The following is a 24,557-nucleotide window of genomic DNA, read 5'->3' as shown; positions in this document are numbered from 1 at the left end:
CACCCGTCAGGTCAGGTGACGTAGGGGCGGGCGGTCCTTCCCTCGCGCAGCGTCCGCGCCCACCAGGTCAGCTGGTCGAGCAGGACCTTGGCCGCGCCGTCGCAGCCCTGCGGGTCGATCGGCTCCCCCTTGTCGTCGAAATTCCTCCGGGCGCCGTGGAAGCTGACGGTGTCTCGGATGGTGACCGCGTGCAGCTCCGCGAAGACCAGGCGGAGCTGCTCGACCGCTCGAAGGCCACCGGAGACGCCGCCGTAGGAGATGAAACCAACTGGTTTGGCGTGCCACTGCCGGTCGTGCCAGTCGATGGCGTTCTTCAGCGAGGCCGGAAAGCTGTGGTTGTACTCGGGCGTCACGACGGCGAACGCGTCGGCTCTGGCCAGCCGCGAGGTGAGCATCCCCAGAGCCCGCGCCGCCTCCGCGGCTGGCGCGGCCCCGAAGCGGGGCATCACCATCGGCAGAGGGGTCTCGGCAAGGTCGACGACATCGACGTCCATGCTCTCGTGCCGCCGGGCCCGGCCCGCGAACCACTCCGCGACGGTCGGGCCGAGCCGCCCTTCGCGGACACTGCCGACGATCACCGCTAACCGGATCTGCTCTTCGGGCATGACGGTCCTTTGCTGGTCACAGTGGGTCTGTCCGCGCCCTCGCGGCGCCGTACGAACAGGTTCGTACCTCAACCTTGGTTCACGTCAAGCCGGAACCGCGCACCCGTCGGCATCGGTCGCCCCCGCCCACGGCGTCCACGGTGGTGGCGGCGCCCTTCCGGCGCGCGGCGCGATTCTCCCCGCCCGCTCACGTCGGCACGGTGACCTGCTGGGCGATCACGAACACGCCCATCGCCAGGACGAACCAGCCGAACGCCTTGCGCAGCCGATCAGGGTCGACATGTCCGGCGTATCGGCCGCCGAGCAGTCCGCCCACCGCTGCGGCGACGGTGACCACGGCGGCCAGACGCCAGTCGATGCCGACCGCGCTCAGATAACCGGCCAGCCCCGCCAGCGACTTCATGCTGATGACCAGCAGCGAGGTTCCGGCGGCGGCGGCCATCGGCATACCGCCGAGCAGGACGAGCGCCGGTACCACGAGGAAGCCACCACCCGCGCCGACCAGGCCGGTGACGACGCCGACGATAACCCCGTCCATAATGATCTTGCCGAGGGGCAGATGCTCCCGCGTTCTCCCGTCTGCGATCCGGCGTCCGCGAATCATGGCGATCGCGGTGGCCACCATCATCACCGCGAATGCGCCGAGCAACAGCTGCTCGGGCAGATGCGGTCCGATCAGGCCGCCGCCGTAGGCTCCGGCCATGCCCGCCGCGCCGAAGATCAGTCCGATACGCCAGCGCACCCGGCCCGTACGGGCGTGCGAGAGGAGTGCGGTGGCGCTGGTGACCGCGACCACCAGCAGGGACATGGCGATCGCGCTCTTGCCCGCTACTCCGGCGACGTACATGAGCATGGGCACCATGAGGATGGAGCCACCGCCGCCGAACAGACCGAGGGCCACGCCCACCGCGACGGCGGCCGCAGCGGTGAGCACCAGGGTGGTGGTCACGAGGTGGCCCGGCCGTCCGGGCGTCCGCCGCGCAGCCGCAGCAGGGTGGCTTCGGCGTCGAAACGCGGTCCTCTGTTGTAGGGCAACCTCGCCAGAGCCATGCCCATGGCACAGGTGTCGGTGATGGCGGCGAAGGTCAGTCCGGCACCGATGAATCCCGCCAGATAACCGGCCGGCGGCCACCAGACGCCGGCCAGCACCGAGGAGGAGACGAGACTTCCGGCGACCAGGCGCACCTGCCGCTCCAGGCTCCAGCGCGGCCTGCCGCCGTCATCGGCACCGGAGGTGGGACCACCGGCCGCGTTCCAGGCGTTCATACCGCCGGCCAGGATCGTGGAGCCCTCAAGACCGGCGCCGGTCAGCCTGGCGCGGGCCTGGGCCGCGCGGCCACCGACCTGACAGACGAGAAGCAGTTGGCCGCCGGCGTCGGCGACGATCCGGTTCAGATGCGCGTCGATCTGGTCGAGCGGCAGGTTGACGGCACCGGGGATGTGGCAGGTGGCGTACTCACCCGGAGTGCGCACGTCGACCACGAGCACGTCGGGATCGGCCGCGATGAGCGCACGGGCGGCGGACACGTCCAGGGAAGGGGTGGAGGTCATGCGTTCGAGATCCTTGTCGTTCAAGGGGAACGGAGGTCAGGTGGTGGTGAAGGTGGCTGCGAGCTCTTCACGCAGTTCGGCCACGCCCGCGCCGTTCAGCACGATCGGCCGGTAACCGGACCGAAGCAGCAGACCGGCCGCGATGGAGGCACGCCTGCCTGAGCCGCAGGCGATCAGGACCGGCCGCTCCCGGTCCAGATCGGCGGGAAAACCCTCGGACACCAGGTCGGGCAGGAAACGCTCGACGGCCCCGGGCATGGGCGTGGCTCGCTGCTCGCCGGGCATCCGGACGTCCAGCAGCTGCGCGCCGGGCGCGGTGAGCCGGTCGGCGAAGGCCGGCAGCTCCAGCAGCTCGAAACCGGAGGTGACCGCCTGGCCGAGGTCGGTGACGACGCCGAGCACGGTGTCGATACCGATCCGCGCGAGCTGGGTGACCGCCTCGCGAGTGTCCTGGCCGGGTGTGGCGATCAGGACGAGCGGGACCCGATAGGGCAGCAGCCAGCCGGCCCAGCTACCGAAGTCGGCGCCGAGCTCGATGCCCACGGAGCCGGGTAGCAGGCCGGCGGCCTGGGCGGCCCGGGGGCGGATGTCCAGCAGGCGGGCTTGGTCGGGGACCTGCTCCAGGGTGAGTACCGGCACGTCGGTCGCGGGCATGGGTGGCACGCCGAGGGTGTTGGCTGGCCCCATGTGCCGGTAGAAGGTGGGGATCGGCATGGGGGCGGCCAGCAGATGGTCGGCGAAGCTCTCACGGTCGGCGATGGCCAGCAGCGGGTTGCCGGTTCTCTCCTCGCCGACGGTGGAGGTGTAGCGGCCCGCGCCGGTGGCGGTGCAGAAGGAGCCCTCGCCGTGGGTGGGCAGTAGCCGGACCTCACCCGGTAGGTCGGCCAGACGGCGCAGCGAGCCGTACTGGTGGCGAGCCAGGGTGCGTGCCCGTTCCGGCCCGAGCAGGTCCGGGCGCCCGGCCGAGGAGACCAGCAGGCTGCCGCCGGAGAAGACGGCCATCGGCTCGCCGTCGATCAGCACCAGGTAGGAGGTGTGCTCAGGAGTGTGTCCCGGGGTGTGGATAGGACGCAGGGACAGGCCGCGCTCGCCGGAGATGTCTTCCAGGTGGAAGGCGGGAGTGTGCGGGTAGGCGGCCGCCGCCGCCGCGGGGAGCACGAGTTCGGCGCCCGTACGGCGAGCGGCCTGTTGACCGCCGGAGACGTAGTCGTTGTGCAGGTGGGTCTCCAGCACGAAGCGCAGATTCACGTCGCGCTCCGTAGCGGCTGTCAGGAAGCGATCGATGTCGCGCTGGGGGTCGACCAGCACCCCCTGACCTTCGTGGGTGAGCAGGTAGGTCTGATCGCCCAGTCCAGGGGTGCGGAAGGAGACGACTTCCATGAGGTACGCCTTTCGTTTTCTTATACCCCGGGGGGTATGTAGAGGATAAAAAAAGGAACAGCCTGGCCGAATGTCCCGCCCTGCCGACTCCATCGGGCCGGGATCCGGCCCGGCGCCGAGCGGCGGCGCTCCGGCGACGGAAGCGACCCTTATACCCGGGGGGGTATATGGAGGACATGGTCGAACCCGAAGTCGATCGGGTCCGGCCAGGAGAGGGTTCAGGCGAGCGCCATGAACAGCTTCTCCAACTGCGCTCTGTCCATAGGGGCCCGCTCGCCGCGACTTTCGGCCGCCTCGCAGTAGCGCATCCCAGTGGCCACGATCTTGAACCCGGCCCGGTCCAACGCCTTGGAAACGGCGGCGAGCTGGGTCAGGACCTTCTCGCAGTCCTCGCCGGCCTCGATCATCGCGATCACACCACCGAGTTGCCCCTGAGCCCGGCGCAGGCGGGTGACGGCGTCGCCGAGCATCGACTCTTTCAGTTCCATGGCCTCACTATACCCAGGGGGGTATAAACGGCAAATCAGCCCAAACCTCATCACGACAGGACATCACGCTCGCCATCGGCCCGCGAGGCGCCGCCCACACCCTTGAACCCCAACGGCCGCGGCACACGACATGTCGACAGGGGGCGATCGAACAGGCTTCCGGGGCCTCGTGGTTGACAAGGCAAGCTAATCAGATTAGCTTTTAGCTAACTTTATTAGCCTAACTCGGAGGATGTCATGAGCGAACATCTCGCCGTCGACGGCGGCACGATCGCCTACGAGGTGACCGGATCCGGCCCGCTGATCGTTCTTGCTCACGGCATGGGCGACAGCCGCGCCGCGTACCGCGCCATGATCCCGTCGCTGGTGGCGGCGGGATACCGGGTCGCCGCGGTCGATCTGCGCGGCTGCGGCGAGTCCAGCGTCGACTGGCCGGCCTGGAGCCGCACCGCCGCCGCCGGCGACCTGCTCGCCGTGATCCGTCACCTGGGCGGTCCGGCCGTGCTCGTCGGCCACTCGTTCTCCGGCGGTGCCGCCACCATCGCCGCGGCGCAGGAGCCATCGCTGATCACCGCGGTCGTCGAGCTGGCGCCGTTCACCCGCAAGCAGTCGATCCGCGTCGGCGACCTGCGGACGAAACGCTTCCGGCAGGGCATGCTGCGGCTGCTCGGCACCGCCGTGCTCGGCAGCGTGCGGCTCTGGCGCTCGTACCTCGAGGTGGCCTACCCCGGCGCGAAGCCGGCCCACTGGGCCGAGCGGATCGGCCGCGTCGACTCCCTGATGCGCGAGCCGGGCCGGATGAAGGCCCTGCAGGCCATGGGCCGCAGCGCCCCGGCCGACGCCGGCGCACAGCTCGGCAACGTCCGCTGCCCGGTCCTCGTCGTGATGGGCACACTCGACCCCGACTGGGCCGATCCGCACGCCGAAGGTTCGGCGATCGTCGAGGGCCTGCCCTCCGGCCTCGGCCGCCTTGAGATGATCGAGGGCGCCGGGCACTACCCGCACGACCAGTTCCCCGACCAGGTGGTCTCGCTCACGCTCGCCTTCCTCCGCTCGGACGCCGCTCGTGCCTAGGGCCGGTCTGGACCCGGCGACCGTGGTCGCGGCCGGTGCCGCCCTCGCCGACGAGGTGGGCCTCACCAACCTGACGATGGGGTTGCTGGCCGAACGGCTGAACGTGCGCACCCCCTCCCTTTACAAGCACGTGAGCGGACAGGAAGACCTCAGCCGTCGTATCGCGGTCCTGGCGCTGAACGAGGTCGCCGACGCCATCGGCGGCGCGATCCAGGGGTACGCGGGTCGTGACGCCCTGGCGGCCGCGGCGCACGCCTTCCGCGCCTTCGTCCTGAATCACCCTGGCCGGTACGCCGCGACGATCGGCTTGGAACCGTCCGATCCGTCCGATCCGGACGATCCGCTGATCACCGCGGCTCAGCGGTCGCTCGGCACGTTCAGGGCGGTGTTGCGCGGCTACGAGATCGGAGAGGCCGACATGGATCACGCCCTGCGCATGCTTCGCACCCTCTGCCACGGCTTCGCCACCCTGCAGGCGGCCCACGGCTTCCAGATGAGCGCGGACATCGAGGAAAGCTTCGAGTGGCTGATCGCCTTCACCGACCGTGGTCTGCGCGCCATGTGAGAATGCCGCCGTCTGGGACGGGTCCCTCCAGATCCCTCCGGCGCGGAGGGGCACGCCACGCGGAACGGTTCACCGGTCGCGGCCCCCCTACGGCGAGGTCTAGTGAGGAGCCATGTCGACGAAACGGCTGTAGTGGCCCTGGAACGCCACGGTGACCGTCGCAGTGGGGCCGTTACGGTGCTTGGCCACGATCAGGTCGGCCTCGCCCGCCCTGGGCGACTCGCGCTCGTAGGCGTCCTCCCGGTGCAGCAGGATGACCATGTCCGCATCCTGCTCGATGCTCCCTGACTCGCGAAGGTCGCTCACCATGGGCCTCTTGTCCGTTCGCTGCTCGGGGCCACGGTTGAGCTGGGAGATCGCGATCACCGGGACCTCCAGCTCCTTGGCGAGGAGCTTGATGGCCCTGGAGATCTCGGAGACCTCGTTCTGGCGGCTCTCGGTCTTCTTCGGCGAGGACATCAGCTGCAGGTAGTCGATGATGACGAACCGCAGGTCGTTGCGCTGCTTGAGGCGACGGCACTTGGCCCTGATCTCCATCATCGACATGTTGGGCGAGTCGTCGATGAACAGCGGCGCCTCGGCCACCTCGCCCATCCGCCGGGCCAGCTTCGCCCAGTCGTCATCGGTCATCGTGCCCGACCGCATGGCGTGCAGCGCCACCCGCGCCTCGGCCGACAACAGGCGCATCGTGATCTCGTTGCGCGACATTTCCAGCGAGAACACCACAGTGGTCATGCCGTGCTTGATGGCGGCGGATCTCGCGAAATCCAGGCCAAGAGTGCTGTTGTGCGTTGGGATGCAGGTCTTTCCGGCAAGGTACATGTGGTCGGCGTTGTCGACCTCCACGCATCTCACCGGCGTCGAGGGCACCGGCCGCACGTCGACGATGTATCGAACGAGCGTGGACGGATGGGGTGTGGTCACCTGCCGGACGGCCTTGCCGGACAGCCGGAACACCTTGTCCGCCGCCGTGAAGTCGATCATGTAGAAGGTGGAGGAGCCGACGCTTCCGTCTTTGACCGTCCGTGTCCTCGTCGTCGCCCGGTAGCCGAGACTCAGCACCAGTTCGCAGGCGTCCTCGGCCAGTCTCCTGTCGGTGACCTCGAGCTGGATCCGGCCGTCGCGGCCGACGTGTCCGTCGGTGTCGAGGAGACCGGCGAGCAGGGCGCGCCGTTGCTTCTCGGAGGCTCGCAAATAGATCTGGGGAATGTGCTTGTCGCCGAGGACACCGAGGGTGCGCAGAATGGCCCGCACCGTGTCATGACCGTTCCGGCATGCCTGGCACTGCCGCACACCGCTGGACGGACCACCGCAGTCGGGACACGTGGTCGCCGGAACCGGACGGGCCCTTTCCCCGCACGGGCGACCGCACGTCCGCGCCTGGGACGTCCGGGGCACGAACAGGGCACCGCATACCGTGCAGGGCCGCTCCGTCACGTCCGTCACGGGCGACGGATGCGGCAGACCGAGTGCGTAGGGGAGATCGGAGCTCGTACGGGTGACCCGCACCCCTTCGGCCTCCAGGTTGAGAGCGATCTCCGAGTCGATGGTGGTGAACCCGGCACCGTCGGGGTGACCGTCGCCAAGCCATACTCCGAGCGCGTAGGCGGGCAACGGCAGATCCCGCTCGGGCAGGTCGAACGCCGCCGCGACGGCGACGGCGTGGTTCGGTCGCCTGTCCGCCGAGGCGCAGCGCAGTGTGCGGGCGATCTCCTCGGTCGTCACGACGTCCTCGTGGGCGGCGGTCGCGGAGGCGTTCGTCGGCTCCGCCGTCGACGTCTCGTACGCGCTCCCGACGTGCTCGATGAATTCGGCGGGCCGGTGGCTCTCCGAGTCCTGCCGGCGACGCGCGCGTGTGGTCGTCCGCCACTGGTGCCGGGCGTCCGCGACGACCACGGTGCCGTCACTGAACTCCACCTCGTAACAAGGCCGTCCGTGCATCACCTCGGTCGCCGCGACCACCCGTGTCGGCCTGCCGTCCGCACCGATCAGGTGGTCACCCGGCTCGACCTCCCCCATGGTCGTCCAGCCGACGGGAGTGGGCAGCGGCGTGTCGAGAGCGAGCGCCTTGCCGATGGCGGGCCGGGCCGCCACAACGATCATCTGGCCCGGGTGCAGGCCGTTGGTGAGGGAGTCGAGGTCCTGGAAACCGGTGGGGACCCCGACCATCTGGCCGCTCCGGCCGCCGATGGCCTCCAGCTCGTCGAGGGCGCCCGGCATGATGTCCGCCAGGGGGACGTAGTCCTCGGAGGTGCGGCGCTCGGTGACCTTGTAGATCTCCGCCTGGGCGCGGTCGACGAGGTCGTCGACCTCCTCGTCCTGACCGCCGTAGCCGTAGGAGACGATGCGGGTGCCGGCCTCGATCAGGCGGCGGAGGATGGCCTGCTCGCGGACGATCCTCGCGTAGTAACCGGCGTTGGCCGCGGTCGGGACGATGGCGGTCAGCGTGTGGAGGTAGGCGCCACCGCCGATCCTGGCGACCTCGCCCCGCTTCTGCAGCTCGTCGAGGATCGTGATGGCGTCGGCGGGGTCGCCGCGGCCGTAGAGGTCGGTGACGATGTCGTAGATGATCTGGTGGGCCGGGCGGTAGAAGTCGTCGGACCGCAGGATCTCGACCACGTCGGCGATGGCGTCCTTGGACAGCAGCATGCCGCCCAGGACCGACTGCTCGGCCTCGATGTTGTTCGGTGGGGTGCGCTCGAATCTCGGCTCGAAGACCGGCGGCTCCGCGACGCTCACCACACACCCCCTCTTTCGAACACAGTTACGTTATCTCTATTTGTAGCGGACCGGTGTGACAGTTTCGCGGCTCCACGCCCGGCTGGCAACGCGACCTGTCGACAGAGGTGTGGATAAGCTGTGCACTTCTTCCCCAGAGGTGTGGGCACCCTGGGGACAGTTCTGTGGATAACTCTTGTCCACAGCTGTGGATAACGCTCTGACCAGGGAAAACTTAATCCACCGCCTGTGGAGAAAAGAAAGTTGGGGCGACACGCTGAAAGTCGCCCCAGATGGCATGTCCTGAGAGGTTCATCCCGCCGGAGATCCACTGGGAGGTAAGAGGCACAATGGATAAGTGCCTCTTACTCCTCGATCCGGCCGACCCGATCGGGCCGACCAGGCCGATCGACCCGACCGGTCCGGTCGGTCCGGCTCCGGCTCATCCGACAAACCAGGTCAGATCGGTCGAGCCGATCGGCCCGGCGGCTCCGGGCGCGACCACGACAGGCAGATCCTGCGGCTCGCGCTGCCCGCGTTCGGCGCCCTGGTCGCCGAACCGCTCTTCCTGCTGACCGACAGCGTCGTCGTCGGCCGGCTGCCCGCCCCCGCGCTCGGCGCCCTGGGAGTGGCGAGCACGGTGCTGACCTTCCTGGTGGGGCTGTGCGTGTTCCTCGCGTACGGCACGACCGCGGCGGTGGCCAGGCAGATCGGCGCGGGCGAGACCGGCCGGGCACTGCGGCAGGGGGTGGACGGCCTCTGGCTGGCCGCGGGGGTGGGATTGGCGATCATCGTGGTCGTCTGGCCCCTCGCGCCCTCGCTGGTTCAGCTGATCGGCGCCGAGGGCGAGCTCGCCCGGCAGGCGGTGACCTACCTGCGGATCAGCCTGCTGGGCGTCCCCGCCATGCTGCTGGTGCTCGCGGGCACGGGCGTGTTGCGCGGCATGCAGGACACCACGACCCCCCTGCTGGTGTCGGTGGGGGCCTTCGGACTGAACGCGGTGCTCAACATCGTCTTCGTCCTGGGACTGGGCTGGGGGATCGCGGGCTCGGCCTGGGGCACGGTGCTGGCCCAGTCGCTCGCCGCCGCCGTCTACCTCCTCCTCATCCTCGTCCGGTACCGCGCGCCGTTCCGCCCCGACCTGGCGGGCGTACGGGCGGCGGGCTCGGCGGGGGTCGCCCTGATCATCCGCACGGCGTGCCTTCAGGTGGTGCTGGCCGTCGCGACCACCGTCGCCACCCGCATGGGGGAGCAGCAGATCGAGGCGCACACCGTCGCCATCAGGATCTGGACCCTGATGGCGTTCGCCCTGGACGCGATCGCCATCGCCGGGCAGGCGATCACCGGCCGCGCGCTGGGCGCCGGCGACGTGGCGGGAGTCCGCGGCGCGACCCGGAGGATGGTGGCCTGGGGAGTCGGCTCGGGCGTGCTGCTCGGCCTCCTCGTGGTGGTGGTCAGGCCGTTCGTGCCCTCGCTGTTCGACGCGGGCCCCGTCGTCTCCGCCGAACTGCTCGGCCTGCTCTGGGTGGTGGCCGCTTTGCAGCCCGTCGCCGGGGTGGTGTTCGTGCTGGACGGCGTGCTGATCGGTGCCGGAGACCGGCGCTACCTCGCCTGGGCGGGGGTATGGACGACGCTCGCCTATCTGCCCGCCGCGTTCCTGGTGGATCTCAAGGGCGGCGGTCTGGTCGCGCTCTGGCTGGCGCTCGGGCTATGGATGGCGGCCCGGCTGGTGACCCTGTCGACGCGGGCGTACGGCACGGCGTGGTTGGTGGTCGGCGGCTGAGACGTCCGAGCGCCCGAAAGTGGTTCGCCGGTGACGCAACGTGTCCGCCGAACAGGTGATCCGGGCGTGACACTGTGGTATCCACCACGTGATGGGATAGCCCTTGACCTGCGAAACTCTCCTGCGGCACTGTGAGACAAGTCCCTCGATACAGGGTTAAAAGCCCACCACGATTGGTCACGTCGTGCCCAAAGGCCCTTCCCCCTCGATCGTTCGCCGCATGCCGCCGGACCATGCCACCGACCGGTGGACCGGTGCGCGCCACGGCCTCCCCACGGCCTATCGCGGGGCGGACCTCATCGTCCTCGGCATCGGTGTGATGATCGGCGCGGGAATCTTCGGCCTCGCCGGCCGCCAGGCGGCGAGCATGGCCGGACCCGGCGTGTTCCTCTCCTTCATGATCGCTGGAATCACCAGCCTGCTCGTGGCCTTCTGCTTCGCCGAGCTCGCCTCCGCGATGCCGACCGCGGGAAGCGCCTACACCTTCGCCTACGTCATCTTCGGTGAGGTCTGGGCCTGGGTCGTGGGCTGGGCGCTGATCCTGGAGCTCCTCCTCGCCACGGCGGCGGTGGCCCGCGCCTGGTCGCTCTACGCCGCCCAGATGCTCACCGACCTCGGGGTGAACCTTCCCGGCGCGGTCGCGGGCGTGGTCGGCCAGAGCATGGGTTTCGACCTGTTCACGCTGTTCATTCTGGTGATCCTCACCGCCGTGGTGGCCCTGGGCGCCCGTGTCGGACTGCGCACCCTGTGGATCATCGTGATCGCCAAGCTGCTCGCCATCGGCGCGGTCATCGTGATCGGCGCCCTCCACTTCGACCGGCGCAACCTCGCGGCCATCCCGGTGCCGGCGACGCCCGGGGGGAAGGCCGAGGACGCCCTGCACTCCCCGTTGCTCGGTCTTCTCTTCGGCCAGACGGGCGCGTTCGGCTGGTTCGGCATCTTCGCCGCCTCGGCGGCCATCACCTTCGCGTACATCGGGTTCGACGTCGTGGCCACCGCCGCCGAGGAGGCCGAGGACGCCCCGCGCTCGATCCCGAAGGGAATCATCCGCGGGCTGGTGATCACCACGGTCATCTACATCGCGGTCGCGGTGGTCATGGTCGGGATGATCCCGTACGACGAGATCGACACGGACGCACCGCTCGCCAGCGCCTTCCGCGACGCGGGCGTGGGTTTCATGGTGCACGTCATCAACATCGGGGCGGTGCTCGGCCTCACCACCGTCATCCTGGTGCTGCTCGTCGGCCTGACCCGGGTGATGTTCTCCATGGCGCGCGACGGGCTCATTCCCCGCCCGCTCTCCAAGATCAATCGCAGCTATCACAGCCCGACAAGGGTCACCCTGGTCATCGGCTTCGTCGCGATCCTGCTGGCCGAGCTCGTGGACGTGCTGACGCTCGAACCACTGGTCGTGATCGGTGCCCTGTTCGTGTTCATCGTCGTGGCCGGCGGGGTGATCAGGATGCGGCAGACGATGCCGGAGCTGCCGAGAGGTTTTCGCACCCCGCTCTCTCCCGGCCTGCCGATCGCCACGATCCTCGCCTGCCTGTGGCTCATGGTGAACCTCCAGCTCATCACCTGGCTGTACTTCATCATCTGGATGGCCTTCGGTGTGCTCGTCTACCTGGTGTACGGCAGACGCAACAGCGTGCTCGCCACGATGGCGCGCCCCGTCCCCGAGGCTCCCGCCGACCCCGCTCCGGGGCGGTACGACCCTGCACAGGGCCCTCCCGGCCGGCCCGGCGGCCCCGGGCCCACGGCCGGACCTCGCGGCAGGCACCGGCGCTGAGCGGACCGTCCACCGCGCGGGCCATGAGGCCCGCCGGACCACTGAGACGCCCGTGGACCTCACGACCCTCGCGCGGCTTCGGGGACGCGCGGGCGAGAGGGGATCAGAGACGCCGGGCGTCGATCACGTTCTGCACGAACTCCCTGGTGCGGGGCTCACGAGGATCGGTGAAGATCTGCTCGGGGGTGCCGCGCTCCAGGAGCACGCCGCCGTCGAGGAAGCAGACGGTGTCGGCGATCTCCCGGCAGAAACCCATCTCGTGAGTGGTCAGGACCATGGTCATGCCCCCCTCCTTGAGCTCCCTGATGATCCCGAGCACCTCCTTGACCAGCACGGGGTCCAGGGCGGAGGTGACCTCGTCCAGCAGCATCAGGCGGGGCCGCGTGGCCAGCGCCCTGATGATGGCGGCACGCTGCTGCTGGCCGCCGGAGAGCTGGTCGGGGTAGGCGTCCGCCTTGTCCCCCAGGCCGAACCTGGCCAGCAGGTCGCGGGCCTGTGCCTCGGCCTCTTTCCCGCTCACCTTGTGGACCTTGCGCGGGGCCAGCGTGATGTTGTCCAACACGCTCATGTGCGGGAACAGATTGAACGCCTGGAAGACGATGCCGATGCGTTTGCGCACGTCGTCGGGGTCGACCCTGGCATCGGTGATCTCCTCGCCGTCCAGGGTGATCGTGCCGTCGTCGGCGGTCTCCAGCAGGTTGACGCAGCGCAGCAGGGTGGACTTGCCCGAGCCCGAGGCGCCGATCAGGCAGACCACCTCGTGCGACTCGACCTCCAGGTCGATCCCGCGCAGCACGTTGTGGCCGTGGTAGTTCTTCCACAGCCCCTCGATGGTGAGCAGGCTCATGCACTCTCCTCCCGTGCCGTCGCCGTCTCGCCGGGCGACGGGACGCCGCCGTACGCCGGGTTACGCACGCTCACTGGCCCCGCCGTCTCTGCGAGCGAGCCGCCAGATAGTCGGTGAAGCGGGCCATCGGGATGGTGAGCAGGATGAACAGCAGCGCCGCCGCGAGGTACGGCGTGTAGTTGAAGGTGCTGGCGACGTGGATCTGCGCCTGCCGCAGCGCCTCCAGGGGGCCGATCGTCGCGACGAGCGCGGTGTCCTTCTGCAGTGAGACGAAGTCGTTGAGCAGCGGCGGCACCACCCTGCGCGCGGCCTGCGGCACCACCACGTGGCGCATGGTCTGGCCGTGGCTCAGCCCGAGGGACCGGGCGGCGGCCCGCTGGCTGGGATGCACCGACTCGATGCCCGCACGGAAGACCTCCGCCACGTACGCGCCGTAGGAGAGGGTGAGCGCGATGATGCCCAGCGTCGCGAGGTCCGTCGGTGTCCCCTGCAGGCCGAGCGCGGGCAGGCCGAAACCGACGAGATAGATGATGAGGATCGTGGGCACGCCGCGGAAGACGTCGGTGTAGATCACCGCCAGGGCACGCAGCGGGAAGAACACCGGCGCGGTGAGGTTGCGGGCGAGCGCGACGAGCAGTCCCACGATGAGGATGAGCGGCTCGGCGATCAGAAAGATCTTGACGTTGAGCAGGAACCCGCTCAGCACGTCCGGCAGCGCCCCGGTGAACTGGTCGAGGTCGAAGAACGTCTCCCGCACCCTCGGCCAGCCGGGGGAGGCCGTGAAGAGCCAGAGCAGCAGGACGATCACGAGGATCGTCGAGACCGTCGCGACGGAGCTCGAACGGATCGACGCCCTCCTGCGGAGCCGCTCGCGCTCAAGCTGCCGTTCGCTCTTCTGCCAGTCGACGGGAACCCGCAGGCGCTCGTCGTTCTTCATCGAGCGCCGCCGTGGCGCGGACCGTACGCGCGCCGCGCCCGTGGCGAGACCCGGGCGTCCGCGTCCGCGTCGGCTCCGGGGCCGGGTCCGGTCGCGGACGGTGTCGGAGGGTGTTTCAGGGTCACTTCAGCTCCGGTGCGCCCGCGGCGGAGCCGAGCCACTCGGTCTCGATCTTCGCCAGCTCACCGGAGGCGGTCAGCTTGTCGATGGCCTCGTTCACACAGCTCACCAGCGGGCTGCCCTTCTCGAAGACCGCGCCGAAGACCTCGGGCTCACCGGAGGCCGCGCCGAACTGACCGACGATCTTGGAGTTCTCGACCTGTGCGGCGGTCACGTAGAAGGCGGTGGGCAGGTCCACCACCACGGCGTCGACCTGCTTGTTCTTCAGCGCGTTGACGGCGTCGATCTGCTCGTTGTAGACGTTGGGCTCGGACGAGGGCTTGATCACGTCCTTGACCGCCTGCAGCGAGGTGGTGCCGATCTGCACGCCGATCTTGGCGTCCTTCAGGCCCGCGAGGTCCGTGGTGGAGGCGATCTTGGAGCCGTCCAGCGCGACCACGGCCTGCTTGACCGTGTAGTAGCCCTTGCTGAAGTCGACGACCTTCGCCCGGTCGGGGGTCACCGAGACCTGGTTCACGTCGAAGTCGAACTGCTTGGCGCCCGGTGCGAACGCGGAGTCGAACTTCACCGTGGCCCAGGTGACGTCATCCTTGGCGAAGCCCAGCTGGTCCGCGACGGCGTAGGCGACCGCGCTCTCGAAGCCCTTGCCGTTGGTGGGGTCGTCGTCGCTGAACCACGGGTCGTAGGCGGGCTTGTCGGTGCCGATGGTCAGCTTGCCGGGGGTCTTCAGCGCGGGGCTGTCCTTGGCGCAGGCGCTGGGGGCCGCGGAGGCGTCGCCGGACGTTGAGGATGCGGGGCTCGCCGGGGTCGCCGTTTCCGAAGCCGGCGCACAGGCCACCGCGGTCGCCGCGAGGGCACCGAGCGCGAACAGCATCGAGGGACGAACCATGACAAAACCTCCAGGGCGAAGCAACGATTTCCGAATTGTATGTATTCGCAGTGACCTGGGGTAACGGGGTACCAGCATATGAACTTTTCCCGGCGGGAAAGGGGATTTCCGCGGTCCCCAGGCTTTCAGGGGCGGGAACGGTCCGCAGGCTCTCCGGAAGCGGGAAGGAGCACCCTCCCGGCTGCCGGAAGGCCGGAAGGGAACCCCCGTGCCCGTCGAAGATCCGGGCAAAGCACGTCCTCAGGACGCGGGAGGGCCGGGAAAGGACAAGGGCCCCTCCCCGCGAACGGAGAGGAGCCCTTGTCTCACGGGGCCTGTCAGGCCGCGACGACCTCGACATCGAGGGACGCGGAGACCTCCGGGTGCAGCTTGACGCTGACCCGGTGGGAGCCGAGGCTCTTGATCGCGGAGGCGATCTCGATGCGACGGCGGTCGAGCAGGGGGCCACCGGCGGCCTTCACGGCCTCGGCGACGTCACCCGTGGTGATGGAGCCGAAGAGGCGGCCGGACTCGCCGGCCTTCGTCTTCAGGACCACCTTGAGGGCCTGCAGCTGACCGGCGACCTCCTTGGCGGTGCCAAGGTCGCGAATCTCGCGGGCGTCGCGGGCCTTCTTGATCGAGGAGATCTGCTTCTCGCCGCCGCGCGTCCAGAGGATCGCGAAGCCGCGGGGAAGCAGGTAGTTGCGGCCGTAACCGCTCTTGACCTCGACGATGTCGCCGGGGGCGCCGAGGCCGGTGACCTCACTGGTGAGAATGAGCTTCATCTGTCCGGACCTCCTTAGCGCGCGGTGCTCATGTACGGCAGGAGCGCCATCTCACGAGCGTTCTTGATAGCGGTCGCCACGTCACGCTGGTGCTGGGTGCAGTTGCCCGTCACCCGGCGGGCACGGATCTTGCCGCGGTCGGAGATGAACTTCCGAAGCAGCCCCGTGTCCTTGTAGTCGACGTAGGAGATCTTGTCGTGGCAGAACAGGCAAACCTTCTTCTTGGGCTTGCGCAGTGCCGGCTTGGCCATCGTGGTGCTCCTTTCAGAGCCCCGCCGTCAGGCGGGAATGGTCGCTGCGGATATGGACTGGGACGCGGGATGCCGGGCGCGGTCGTGACCGTCCCGGAGGAGCGTCCCTAGAAAGGCGGTTCGTCGCTGAAGTCGCCGCCGCCGAAGCCGCCGCCACCCTGCTGCTGCTGACCGCCGCCACCGTAGTTGTTGCCGCCGCCGCCGGAGAAGCCGCCACCTTGCGGTGCGGCCGGCGCCGCGGAGGCCCACGGGTCGTTGGCGGGACCGCCGCCGAAGCCACCGCCACCGCCCTGACGGGCGGTCTTGTTGACCTTGGCGGTCGCGTTTCTCAGGGAGGGGCCGACCTCGTCGACCTCGACCTCGTAGACGGTGCGCTTCTCGCCTTCCTTGGTCTCGTAAGACCTCTGGCGGAGCCGTCCCTGAACGATGACCCGCATGCCGCGCTGGAGGCTCTCGGCGGCGTTCTCCGCCGCCTGCCGCCACACGTTGCAGGTCAGGAACAGGCCTTCGCCGTCTTTCCACTCGTTGGTCGTCTTGTCGAGGAACCTCGGAGTGGACGCGATGCGAAACCGGGCCACCGCTTGCCCCGTGGGGGTGAAGCGCAGCTCCGGATCGTCGACGAGGTTGCCGACGATGGTGATCGTGGTGTCGCCTGCTGCCATGGCTAGCGCTGCCCTTCCTGCGGCCTTCGCTGGTTATCGGCTCAGAGTACGGCTGCCGTCCGACAAAATGCCGGAGATTAGTGCACGTCCGGGCGCAGGACCTTGGTGCGCAGGATTCCCTCGTTGAGGTTCATCTGCCGGTCGAGCTCCTTGACCGTGGCGGGCTCGGCGCTCAGGTCGATGACGGCGTAGATGCCCTCGGGCTTCTTCGCGATGTCGTAGGACAGCTTGCGGCGACCCCACACGTCGACCTTCTCCACGGTGCCGCCGTCGTTGCGGACGACCGTGAGGAACTGGTCGAGGGAAGGGGCGACCGTACGCTCATCGAGCGAGGGGTCAAGAATGACCATCACTTCGTAACGGCGCATGCTGACTTCCAACCTCCTCTGGACTCTTGCGGTCACGACACCGTGCCGTGACAGGAGGACGCTGACGTGCTTCACCCCGGAACTCCCATTTCGGCGCTCGGGGTGGAGGGTGGGCCATGACACACCCATTCGACGTAGCCGTGCCAGCCTACCAGCCCGTCAAGGGTTGGGCCGTCGCCTCGCCGGGCACGTCCCCACACAGGAAACGGGTTCGTCCTCTCCAGGACACGCCCTCATGGGAAAGGGGGCGATGAAGGTGCCTCATGTGTCCGGACAGAGCCCGAGCGGGCGTTTCCGGTTCAGGCTGAACAGCGACGGGCGGCGTCATCCCCTGGAGAACGTGCTGAGCGTCTGCACGATCCTCTGCGGGCTGGTCGCCTTCGTGGCCGGGCTCATCCCCTCCGCGCACCCCGTCGCGTCGTGGCTCGGGGTGCTCGGCTTCTGCGGAGGTCTCTACTCCCAGTACGTCTCCGCCACGACACCGGAGCGCGCGCTGAACATCGTGGGCATCGTGGCCTCGTTCGTCGGTGTGGCCTTCGGCATCCGCAACGGGGGTTTCCTCCCGTAGGGCCCCGAACCTGACGAGGGCCACACCGACGAGGACCTGGCCGCGAGCCGGCCCTTGAAGATCTCGAACGCGAGCGGGGAACGACCGGCCCCGTCCTCGGTACGTGCCGCCTCGCCGCGGGTCGGCGGCCGTGTCCGATCCGATGCGATCGGGGGCGCGTACGGGACGCGGGATCAGCCGAGACGCAGATCCACGCCCAGCAGGATGAGGAACCACAGGAAGACGGCGAGCAGTGCCTCGGCGATGTCCTTCAGGAGCGCGGGAGTGATGTAGTCGTACAACCAGGCGACGTAGATGCCGATCAGGATGTAGATGAGACCGATGAGACTGATCCCTCTGCGATAGCGAGCAGCCACTTGGAACTCCTTGGGGTCGGCCCGTGGGGGCGGGCGGTGGGGCGCGACCTGCGACTGCCCCTGCCCTCGGCGTTGAAACGGCTACTCTCGGATACATGCCGCTTATCGGAGCTCACGTCGACCAGGACGACCCGTTGGCCCACGCCAGGGCACGCGACGCCCAGGTCGTGCAGTTCTTCCTCGGTGACCCGAAGGGGTGGAAGGCCCCGGTCATCGGCGAGAAGACCCGGGAGATCAAGGACTCGGACGTGGAGGTCTACGTCCACGCCCCCTACGTGATCAACGTCGCGACCGTCAACAACCGGGTGCGCATTCCCAGCCGCAAGCTGCTGAGCGCGCACCTCGCGGCGGCGGCCGAGCTGGGCGCCCGGGGTCTGATCGTCCACGGCGGGCACGTCGGCGCCGGAGACGACCCGCAGAAGGGCTTCGACAACTGGCGCAAGGTGTTCGAGCGCCTTGAGGAGCACGGGGTCCCCGTCCTCATCGAGAACACCGCGGGCGGCGGCAACGCGATGGCGCGCAAGCTCGAGCGCATCGCCCGGCTGTGGGACGCGCTCGACGGCTTCGACGTGGGCTTCTGCCTCGACACCTGCCACGCGCACGCGGGTGGTGAGGACCTGGCGGACGTGGTCGAGCGGGTCATGGCGATCACCGGCAGGATCGACCTGGTCCACTGCAACGACTCGCGCGACGCCTTCGACTCCGGCGCCGACCGGCACGCGAGCCTGGGCGCGGGTCAGATCGACCCCGAGCTCATCCTGGGCGTGTGCCGGAGCGCGAACGCGCCGATCGTGGTGGAGACCCCCTTCGACGGCCAGGCCGAGGACATCGCCTTCCTCCGGACGAAGCTCTGAGGCGAGGTTCCGGGGCCCGGGTGGCGGTGCCGCCGGACGGCGGCACCGCGGAGAACGTCTCGCCGGTGGGCGAAAGCCGATCCACAGCCCGTTGATCCACAGCCTGTGGATAACTTCATGGGATTACTTTTTCCGGAGAGTGGGTAGAGGGGTAACCCCTGCGGCTCAGCCCACCCAGGCGCCGTCGGCGAAGATCAACGCGTTGAGCGCCATCAACGGTCCCATCACCAGGGCGTAGCCGAGGATGATCCATCGTCGCCACGGCTCAGGACCGCTGCTCGCCCTGCCGATCAGGACGAAGAGCGGCCACCACAGCAGCGCCGAGCGCGGTACCGACAGGTAGTAGGCGGAACACACCAGGGCGCCCACCTGGAGTCCCACATAGACGAACTCGCTCCATCTCCGCAGGTAGAGCAGGAGAAGCACGAGCGCGACCCCGACGATCGCCCCCGCGATCTCCAGCCGGAACGCCCAGGCCATCCGCCCCTCGCCCATCGCCGCGCCCAAGGTCGTGTTCCACGACTCCCAGGGCCACACCATGTAACGTCCCCAACCGGCCTCCTGCGCGGTCTTCCAGGCCAGCCAGTCACCCGTACGGGAGTACTGGTAGGCGGAGTAGAGGGCGAGCGGCACGAACGGAAGGAGCAGCCACCCCACCTGCCGTAGCGGGTGCCTGCGGACGAGAAACTCCACGATCAGCGCGACGGCGAGGAACAGGCCGGTGATGCGCACGCAGGAGGCGCCCGCCGCCAGGGCCGCGGCGAGCGGCCAGCGGCCCTGACGCGCCGCGAGCCAGGCGGGGATGGCGAAGGCGAGGAAGAGCGCCTCGCTGTAGCCCGCGAACAGGAACACCGCCATCGGCCAGAGCAGCAGCGCGAGCACCGCGTACCGGCCCGCTCCCCGCGGCCCCTCGAACTCGGCGAGCCTGGCGAGCGCCGTCATCGCGACGGCGCCGGCCACCAGGGAGATGAGCAGCCCGGCGAGCGTCCAGTCGTCGATCACGAGATGCACCGCGCGGAGCATCAGCGGCATTCCGGGGAAGAAGGCGGGCAACCCCCTGTCGGGCTCGCTGCCCGGAGGCCCGCCGTACCCGTGTTCGGCGATGGTGACGAGCAGGTTGGCGTCCCAGTTGCGCCAGCGCTCCAGGAAGGGCGCCGGTAGGGCGTCCCCCTCCATGAGCGCCTGAGAGCCGATGACGACCAGTACGACGATTCCCAACCTGGAGGCCAGCCAGAGCAGCAGCCCTTCCGTCGCGACATGGCGCTCAGGAGCGGAAGGCGCGGGAGGCGCGTCTCGCGGAGGAGCGGGGGGAGTGGTCACAAGGTCGAATTGTCCCGGATCATCTGGGCGAACCGCCAGATGTGAACGCTCACCGAACAGGCCCATCCGACCCCCTGTCACCTCGGCTGTCACCTCGGCCGAGCCCTGGACGCCCCGGCCTTTCCCCGGCCCCCTGTCACCCCGAGAGAGCTCGGCTCGCCGAACGGCCCCGACGTCGGAGCACCGGTCAAGTAAAGCCCACGCGGTGTTCGGCCTTCGGCTGAACCGCAGGTCGCGACAGGTCGGCCCGGCCGCATTCGGTGTTGATCAACACTTTGTGCGGTTACTTGACCGGCTCCCTAGGAGAGCGCGAGCCGGAAACGGTCGGGTGCCTCGTCGAAGACGCCACCCGCCTGGTCGTCGGTCCCGTCCTGGCGGATCACGTCCTTGTCGGGGACGAAGATGTCCCGCACGACGAACGCCATCATGATCAGGATAGTGATCGCACGGCCCCACACGGCGGTGAAGTAGGTGTCGCCCGCGATGCCCAGGGCCTCGTTGCCGGGCTGGATGCCCACCAGATACAGCCAGATCGCGAAGAAGTACCAGCACTCGGCGAGCTGCCAGAGCGCGATCGGCCTCCAGCCCGGCCTGGCGAGCACCGCGAAGGGGATCAGCCAGAGCACGTACTGCGGCGACCACACCTTGTTGGTCAGCATGAACGCCGCCAGGGTGAGGAAGCACAGCTGCATCAGGCGGGGACGGGTCTTCGCGGTCAGCGTGATCACGGCGATCGCGAGACAGAACGCGGCGAGCGAGACGACGCCCAGCCTGTCGAGGAGTTCGGCGTCACCCAGGATCGGCCACTGCTTCTGGTTGAAGAAGTACCAGATGGAGCCCCAGTCGGCCGGTCGCTCCTGGCTGAAGACGTAGAACCTCTTCCACCCCTCGAAGGCGAAGATCATGATCGGCACGTTGACGACGAGCCAGGCGCCCGCGGCACCGCCGATCGTCTTGAGGAACGGCACCCACTTACCGGTTCGCAGCGCGAGCAGGAACAGCGGGCCGAGGAACATCAGCGGATAGAACTTGGTGGCGATCGCGAGGCCCAGCAGGATGCCCGCGAGCCACTGCTTCCGCTTCGACCAGGCCAGCAGCGCGCCCAGCGCGAGGGCGTTGGCCGCCAGGTCCCAGTTGATGTACGCGGTGAGGATCAGCGCGGGGGCGAGGGCGTACCAGAGCGCGTCCCAGCGCCTGGCGGGACCGGCCAGCGCGGCCATCAGCAGCACGCCGACGACCAGGCAGAGCGCCATGAGGATGACGGTGAGGTCGTAGAACGCCGTCCCCGGATCGCTCATGGGGGTGACGATCCGGCGGAAGAACTCCATGATCCCGCCGATGCCGACGGGGTATTCGACCGGATAGTCGAAGTAGGGGACCATCCCCTCGTTGAGCTTCTCGTTCCACCACAGGGGATAGATGTCGGTGTAACAGAAGTTCGTGAACTGCAGGGTCCCGTCGTTCCACGCCCCGTCGACGCGGCACGGCCACTTCCAGAACCAGGCCAGAACCGCCCCCAGCCCCGCGAACAGGGCGAGGGGCGTGTACGGAATGGCCCGGTTGCCGAACTCGGACAGCGACTCCCGCTGCGGCAGAAGGTTCTTCATCAGGGACGTCGTCCGCTCGCTGTGGGTGTCGGCACGAGGGCCCCGGCAGGTGTTCCCGGTGCGCCGACCACGCCCGGCGCGCCGTTCTGCTCGATCACGCCGTTCGGCGGCCCGTCGCCGCCCCAACCGCCGTCGTCGCCGCCGTCACACGAGGGGTCCCCGGGCATGCACTCGTTGCCGCCGAAGTCGCCACCGTCGTCGGGGTTGTCGTTCGGCCAGCCGTCGTCGCCGTTCTCGTCGGGGAAGGGGTTGGTGTCCTCCATCGTCGGCGTCGGCGAGGGCGTCGGCTTAGGCGTGGCCAGGTTGTGCAGCGATCCGGTGTTGGCCCTCGGCGGGAACTGCATGACCTCGTCCTTCGCGGTCACGGTCTGCATGAAGTCGTGCCAGATCTGGGTCGGGGTGCCGCCACCGCCGATGAAGGAGGGCATGGGCTCCTCCTTCCAGACGATGTTCTCGTCCTTGATCTTCCTGCTCGGCAGGCCGTACTTGTCGACCTTGAGCTTGCGCGTCCCGGCCTTGTTGTAGGGCACGTCCTTGGACATGCCGACCGCGGTGACGATCTGCGGGGTGAAACCGACGAACCAGGCGTCCTTGTAGTCGTTGTTCGTGCCTGTCTTGCCGGCCACCGGCCGGGTGCCGATGTTGGCCGCGCCACCGGTGCCGCTCTTGACGACGGCCTGGAGCGCGACGGTCGCGTCGGCCGCGGACTCGGGGGTGATGACCTGCCTCTCGTCGGCCAGTTCCTTGAGCACGACGGTGCCGTCGTGCTTGGTCACCTTGACGACGGTGTGCCAGTCGACGTGCTTGCCCTCGTTGGCGAAGATCGAATAACCGGCGGCCTGTTCGACCGTGGTCACCGAGGCCACACCGATGGTGGTCAGGTAGTTCTGGTGCTCGACCGCCCAGTCGACCGCGTTCTTGTCGCCGTAGGCCGGGTTCTGCTTCGCCGTCTCGCCGACCCCCGCCTCCCTCGCGATCCTCGCCACCTCTTCGAGGGTGACCTCCTTGCCCATCTGGGCGAAGACGGTGTTGACCGAGCTGGCCATGGCCTTGACCATGTTGATCGGCCCGAACGGCTGGTTCCCCGAGTTCTTGATCGGGGTGGTGTTCGGCATCTTGATCGACGCCATGCCTTCGACGTAGCTGTCGAGCGACTTGCCGCTCTCCAGCCAGGCGGCGAGCACGTAGGGCTTGAACGCCGACGCCGCCTGCTTGGTGGAGTCGAACGCGCGGTTGTTGAAGTCGTTGGTGAAGTCGTCACCGCTGTAGAAGGCGAGCACCCGGCCGTTCTTCGGGTTCACCGAGGCCAGCCTGGCGTGGATGGTCGGGTCCAGGCCGGCGGTCCTCGCCTTCACCGCGTCCCTGGCGGCCTTCATCATGTTCTTGTTGAACGTGGTGTAGACCTTGAAACCGCCGGTCTCCAGGTCCTTACGAGAGATGCCCCGGCCGTTGAGCTCACGGAAGACGATGTTGAGCATGTAGCCCTTGAGCCCCTTGAAGGTCTCCGTGACCTTGACGTCCTTGAACTTCAGGTCCTCGAAGGAGCTGTTCGCATACTTGCCGTACTCGGCGGGGTTCATGTCCGCCATGTTCCTGAGGGCCGCCTGGAAGCGCTCCTTGGTCGCGGCGTAGTTCTTCTTCTCCGACTCCTGGACGTCGAAGGCGGTCGGGTTCTGGATCCGGCCGGCGAGGTAGGCGCCCTCGGGCACGGTCAGATCGCCGACGTTCTTACCGAAGAACTCCTTCGCCGCGGCCTGGATGCCGTACGCGCCGCGCCCGAAGTAGACGAGGTTGAAGTACTCCTCAAGGATCTCGTCCTTCTCCAGCGTCTTGCTGATCTTGACCGCGACGAAGATCTCCTTGATCTTTCGCTGGATCGAGACCTCCTGGCTGAGACCTTCGTAGTAGCCGCGGGCCATCTGCTGGGTGATGGTCGAGGCGCCCTGGAGCTGGGCGCCGCTCACGGTGCTCCAGACCGAGCGGGCCATGCCCGCGACGTCGATGCCGCTGTCGGTGCGGAAGGTCTTGTTCTCCAGGGCGATCACCGCGTCCTGGACGTGGACGGGGATCTGCTTGAGCTTCACCGGGGTCCGCTTGGTGCCGTAGCGGGCCATCACGGTCTTGCCGTCGCCGTAGTAGATGACGCTGCCCCGGTCGTCGACGCCGGCCTGCCGGGACGAGGGGACGGGCGTGTTGGCGTAGGCGACCGCGATCATGCCGAAGACGCCCGCGGTGAGGACCACGAAGCTGGCCATCACGATCTTCCAGTTGGGCAGGAAGCGCGTCCACCTCTTCGGGGGGTCGTCGTCGCCGTCGAAACCGTCTCCGCCGGGGCCCTCGGGTCCTTCCGGGCCTCCTGGTCCCTCTGCGGCGAGAGCGCTCGCACCGCGTCCTCGGCGCCTGCGGCCGCCGTCGCCCGGCCTCGAACCCGCGGAACGCCCGCCGCCCGACTGGGCGGCGAGCATCGCCTGGGTGTCCTCGAAGGCGGCCTCGGCGCGGCGGCCTGTCGGGTCGGTGTCACGGCGGCGCATCTCGCCGGGAGCACCGGGGCCGGGCCGAGGCGTCCCACCGGGAGCGCCGGGACCCGCGGGACCGCGCGGGGGCACGCCGCCGGGAGCGCCCGCGTCGCGCCGGGGTGGTCCACCGGGCTGCTGGGACGTGCCGCCGGAGTAGGGCATGCCGCCGTGCTGGGGCATCATCGCGGTCCGGGGATCGGCTCCCGCCTGCGGTGCCTGTCGAGGAGAATCCCACCCCGCACCGGTTTGAACGTTTTGTGGAGGGGGGACTGCACGGGAAGCGGCTCCTGGGCTTGAGCGACGGCGCCGCCCCTGGCGAGCCGACTCGTCGGCGCCCTGACGGCGCCCGTCCGGCTCCGGGTCATTGCTGTTGCTGTAACTCACGCGTCCTCGTTCGGTCATCGGGGTCTACGACGGCGTGCAGGCGGGCGAGACTACCTCCTGATCGCCGGAGATCTCGTCGCCTTGGCTCACTGGTGGCCGGCCCATTCGGGTGGATCTCCATTCCCGGGGACGAACGAGATCGTCAGGTGGTTCCGGCAACA

Annotated in this window: 23 protein-coding genes; 6 read left to right on the top strand and 17 right to left on the bottom strand. The window is 68.7% G+C overall.

Translation table 11 applies throughout. From position 1 onward, the window contains the following. Nucleotides 1–11: 11 nt before the first annotated feature. From AB0B90_RS31160 to AB0B90_RS31140, 5 genes are all read right to left on the bottom strand, one after another. Entirely contained in the window at nt 12–605 is a 594-nt protein-coding gene (locus tag AB0B90_RS31160; protein WP_350941818.1) for an NAD(P)H-dependent oxidoreductase, read from the bottom strand. Nucleotides 606–792: 187 nt separating this feature from the next. Beyond that, nucleotides 793–1,554: a sulfite exporter TauE/SafE family protein gene (locus AB0B90_RS31155; RefSeq protein ID WP_350941819.1), complete on the bottom strand. Its 762-nt coding sequence runs from the start codon at nt 1,552–1,554 to the stop codon at nt 793–795. After that, nucleotides 1,551–2,156, bottom strand: a complete 606-nt coding sequence (locus AB0B90_RS31150; protein WP_362926059.1) for a rhodanese-like domain-containing protein — start codon at nt 2,154–2,156, stop codon at nt 1,551–1,553. The genes AB0B90_RS31155 and AB0B90_RS31150 overlap by 4 nt, the downstream gene beginning before the upstream one ends. Nucleotides 2,157–2,192: 36 nt before the next feature. Beyond that, nucleotides 2,193–3,536, bottom strand: a complete 1,344-nt coding sequence (locus tag AB0B90_RS31145) for an MBL fold metallo-hydrolase (RefSeq protein ID WP_350941822.1) — start codon at nt 3,534–3,536, stop codon at nt 2,193–2,195. A gap of 218 nt (nt 3,537–3,754) precedes the next feature. Further along, nucleotides 3,755–4,024 carry a metal-sensitive transcriptional regulator gene (locus AB0B90_RS31140; RefSeq protein WP_350941823.1) on the bottom strand — a complete coding sequence of 90 codons (270 nt, stop codon included), beginning with the start codon at nt 4,022–4,024 and terminating at the stop codon, nt 3,755–3,757. 237 nt (nt 4,025–4,261) lie between these two features. Between AB0B90_RS31140 and AB0B90_RS31135 the strand changes: the two genes are divergently transcribed. Both AB0B90_RS31135 and AB0B90_RS31130 read left to right on the top strand, forming a co-directional pair. Next, nucleotides 4,262–5,098: an alpha/beta hydrolase gene (locus AB0B90_RS31135; RefSeq protein WP_350941824.1), complete on the top strand. Its 837-nt coding sequence runs from the start codon at nt 4,262–4,264 to the stop codon at nt 5,096–5,098. Next, a complete protein-coding gene (locus AB0B90_RS31130; RefSeq protein WP_362926058.1) occupies nt 5,091–5,663 on the top strand; it encodes a WHG domain-containing protein in 573 nt (190 codons plus the stop codon). Before AB0B90_RS31135 ends, AB0B90_RS31130 begins: the two co-directional genes overlap by 8 nt. Before the next feature lie 99 nt (nt 5,664–5,762). Here AB0B90_RS31130 and dnaB read toward each other — a convergent pair whose 3' ends face one another. Continuing rightward, entirely contained in the window at nt 5,763–8,402 is a 2,640-nt protein-coding gene (gene dnaB / locus AB0B90_RS31125) for a replicative DNA helicase (protein WP_362926057.1), read from the bottom strand. Between the two features lie 442 nt (nt 8,403–8,844). Between dnaB and AB0B90_RS31120 the strand changes: the two genes are divergently transcribed. Both AB0B90_RS31120 and AB0B90_RS31115 read left to right on the top strand, forming a co-directional pair. After that, the gene (locus AB0B90_RS31120; protein ID WP_362926067.1) at nt 8,845–10,164 is read left to right on the top strand and encodes an MATE family efflux transporter; all 1,320 of its coding nucleotides are present in this window, start codon (nt 8,845–8,847) and stop codon (nt 10,162–10,164) included. A 220-nt stretch (nt 10,165–10,384) separates the two neighbouring features. Further along, nucleotides 10,385–11,953 carry an amino acid permease gene (locus AB0B90_RS31115; RefSeq protein ID WP_350941828.1) on the top strand — a complete coding sequence of 523 codons (1,569 nt, stop codon included), beginning with the start codon at nt 10,385–10,387 and terminating at the stop codon, nt 11,951–11,953. 103 nt (nt 11,954–12,056) lie between these two features. On the opposite strand, the gene AB0B90_RS31110 is transcribed toward AB0B90_RS31115, so the two are convergent. The 7 genes from AB0B90_RS31110 to rpsF all read right to left on the bottom strand — a co-directional run bounded on the left by AB0B90_RS31110 (nt 12,057) and on the right by rpsF (nt 16,791). Next, nucleotides 12,057–12,800 carry an amino acid ABC transporter ATP-binding protein gene (locus AB0B90_RS31110; RefSeq protein WP_362926056.1) on the bottom strand — a complete coding sequence of 248 codons (744 nt, stop codon included), beginning with the start codon at nt 12,798–12,800 and terminating at the stop codon, nt 12,057–12,059. Nucleotides 12,801–12,870: 70 nt separating this feature from the next. Then, on the bottom strand, nt 12,871–13,737 hold the full coding sequence (locus AB0B90_RS31105; protein WP_350941830.1) for an amino acid ABC transporter permease: 867 nt from the start codon (nt 13,735–13,737) through the stop codon (nt 12,871–12,873). Between the two features lie 121 nt (nt 13,738–13,858). Further along, nucleotides 13,859–14,746, bottom strand: coding sequence for an ABC transporter substrate-binding protein (locus AB0B90_RS31100; RefSeq protein WP_350941831.1), 888 nt, complete (start codon nt 14,744–14,746; stop codon nt 13,859–13,861). Nucleotides 14,747–15,063: 317 nt separating this feature from the next. Continuing rightward, complete coding sequence (gene rplI / locus AB0B90_RS31095) at nt 15,064–15,510, bottom strand: 50S ribosomal protein L9 (RefSeq protein WP_344744211.1); 447 nt, start codon at nt 15,508–15,510, stop codon at nt 15,064–15,066. Between the two features lie 14 nt (nt 15,511–15,524). Beyond that, nucleotides 15,525–15,761, bottom strand: coding sequence for a 30S ribosomal protein S18 (gene rpsR / locus AB0B90_RS31090; protein ID WP_344892480.1), 237 nt, complete (start codon nt 15,759–15,761; stop codon nt 15,525–15,527). A gap of 107 nt (nt 15,762–15,868) precedes the next feature. Further along, complete coding sequence (locus AB0B90_RS31085) at nt 15,869–16,423, bottom strand: single-stranded DNA-binding protein (RefSeq protein WP_350941832.1); 555 nt, start codon at nt 16,421–16,423, stop codon at nt 15,869–15,871. A 77-nt stretch (nt 16,424–16,500) separates the two neighbouring features. Then, nucleotides 16,501–16,791: a 30S ribosomal protein S6 gene (gene rpsF, locus AB0B90_RS31080; RefSeq protein ID WP_350941833.1), complete on the bottom strand. Its 291-nt coding sequence runs from the start codon at nt 16,789–16,791 to the stop codon at nt 16,501–16,503. Between the two features lie 265 nt (nt 16,792–17,056). Between rpsF and AB0B90_RS31075 the strand changes: the two genes are divergently transcribed. Next, nucleotides 17,057–17,359: a hypothetical protein gene (locus AB0B90_RS31075; RefSeq protein ID WP_350941834.1), complete on the top strand. Its 303-nt coding sequence runs from the start codon at nt 17,057–17,059 to the stop codon at nt 17,357–17,359. A gap of 173 nt (nt 17,360–17,532) precedes the next feature. Here the strand turns inward: AB0B90_RS31075 and AB0B90_RS31070 are convergent, their stop codons facing one another. Then, nucleotides 17,533–17,715 carry a hypothetical protein gene (locus AB0B90_RS31070; RefSeq protein ID WP_350941835.1) on the bottom strand — a complete coding sequence of 61 codons (183 nt, stop codon included), beginning with the start codon at nt 17,713–17,715 and terminating at the stop codon, nt 17,533–17,535. A 95-nt stretch (nt 17,716–17,810) separates the two neighbouring features. On the opposite strand from AB0B90_RS31070, the gene AB0B90_RS31065 reads away from it, so the two are divergent. Continuing rightward, nucleotides 17,811–18,569, top strand: coding sequence for a deoxyribonuclease IV (locus AB0B90_RS31065; protein WP_350941836.1), 759 nt, complete (start codon nt 17,811–17,813; stop codon nt 18,567–18,569). 165 nt (nt 18,570–18,734) lie between these two features. Here the strand turns inward: AB0B90_RS31065 and AB0B90_RS31060 are convergent, their stop codons facing one another. From AB0B90_RS31060 to AB0B90_RS31050, 3 genes are all read right to left on the bottom strand, one after another. Next, nucleotides 18,735–19,889 carry a hypothetical protein gene (locus tag AB0B90_RS31060; RefSeq protein WP_362926055.1) on the bottom strand — a complete coding sequence of 385 codons (1,155 nt, stop codon included), beginning with the start codon at nt 19,887–19,889 and terminating at the stop codon, nt 18,735–18,737. Between the two features lie 299 nt (nt 19,890–20,188). After that, on the bottom strand, nt 20,189–21,496 hold the full coding sequence (locus AB0B90_RS31055; protein ID WP_350941838.1) for a glycosyltransferase 87 family protein: 1,308 nt from the start codon (nt 21,494–21,496) through the stop codon (nt 20,189–20,191). Beyond that, nucleotides 21,496–24,195 carry a transglycosylase domain-containing protein gene (locus tag AB0B90_RS31050; RefSeq protein WP_362926054.1) on the bottom strand — a complete coding sequence of 900 codons (2,700 nt, stop codon included), beginning with the start codon at nt 24,193–24,195 and terminating at the stop codon, nt 21,496–21,498. The genes AB0B90_RS31055 and AB0B90_RS31050 overlap by 1 nt, the downstream gene beginning before the upstream one ends. Between the last annotated feature and the right edge of the window lie 362 nt (nt 24,196–24,557).

The organism is Streptosporangium sp. NPDC049078, from assembly GCF_040648855.1.
Classification (GTDB): domain Bacteria; phylum Actinomycetota; class Actinomycetes; order Streptosporangiales; family Streptosporangiaceae; genus Streptosporangium.
This window is presented reverse-complemented; position numbering and strand designations above follow the sequence as displayed.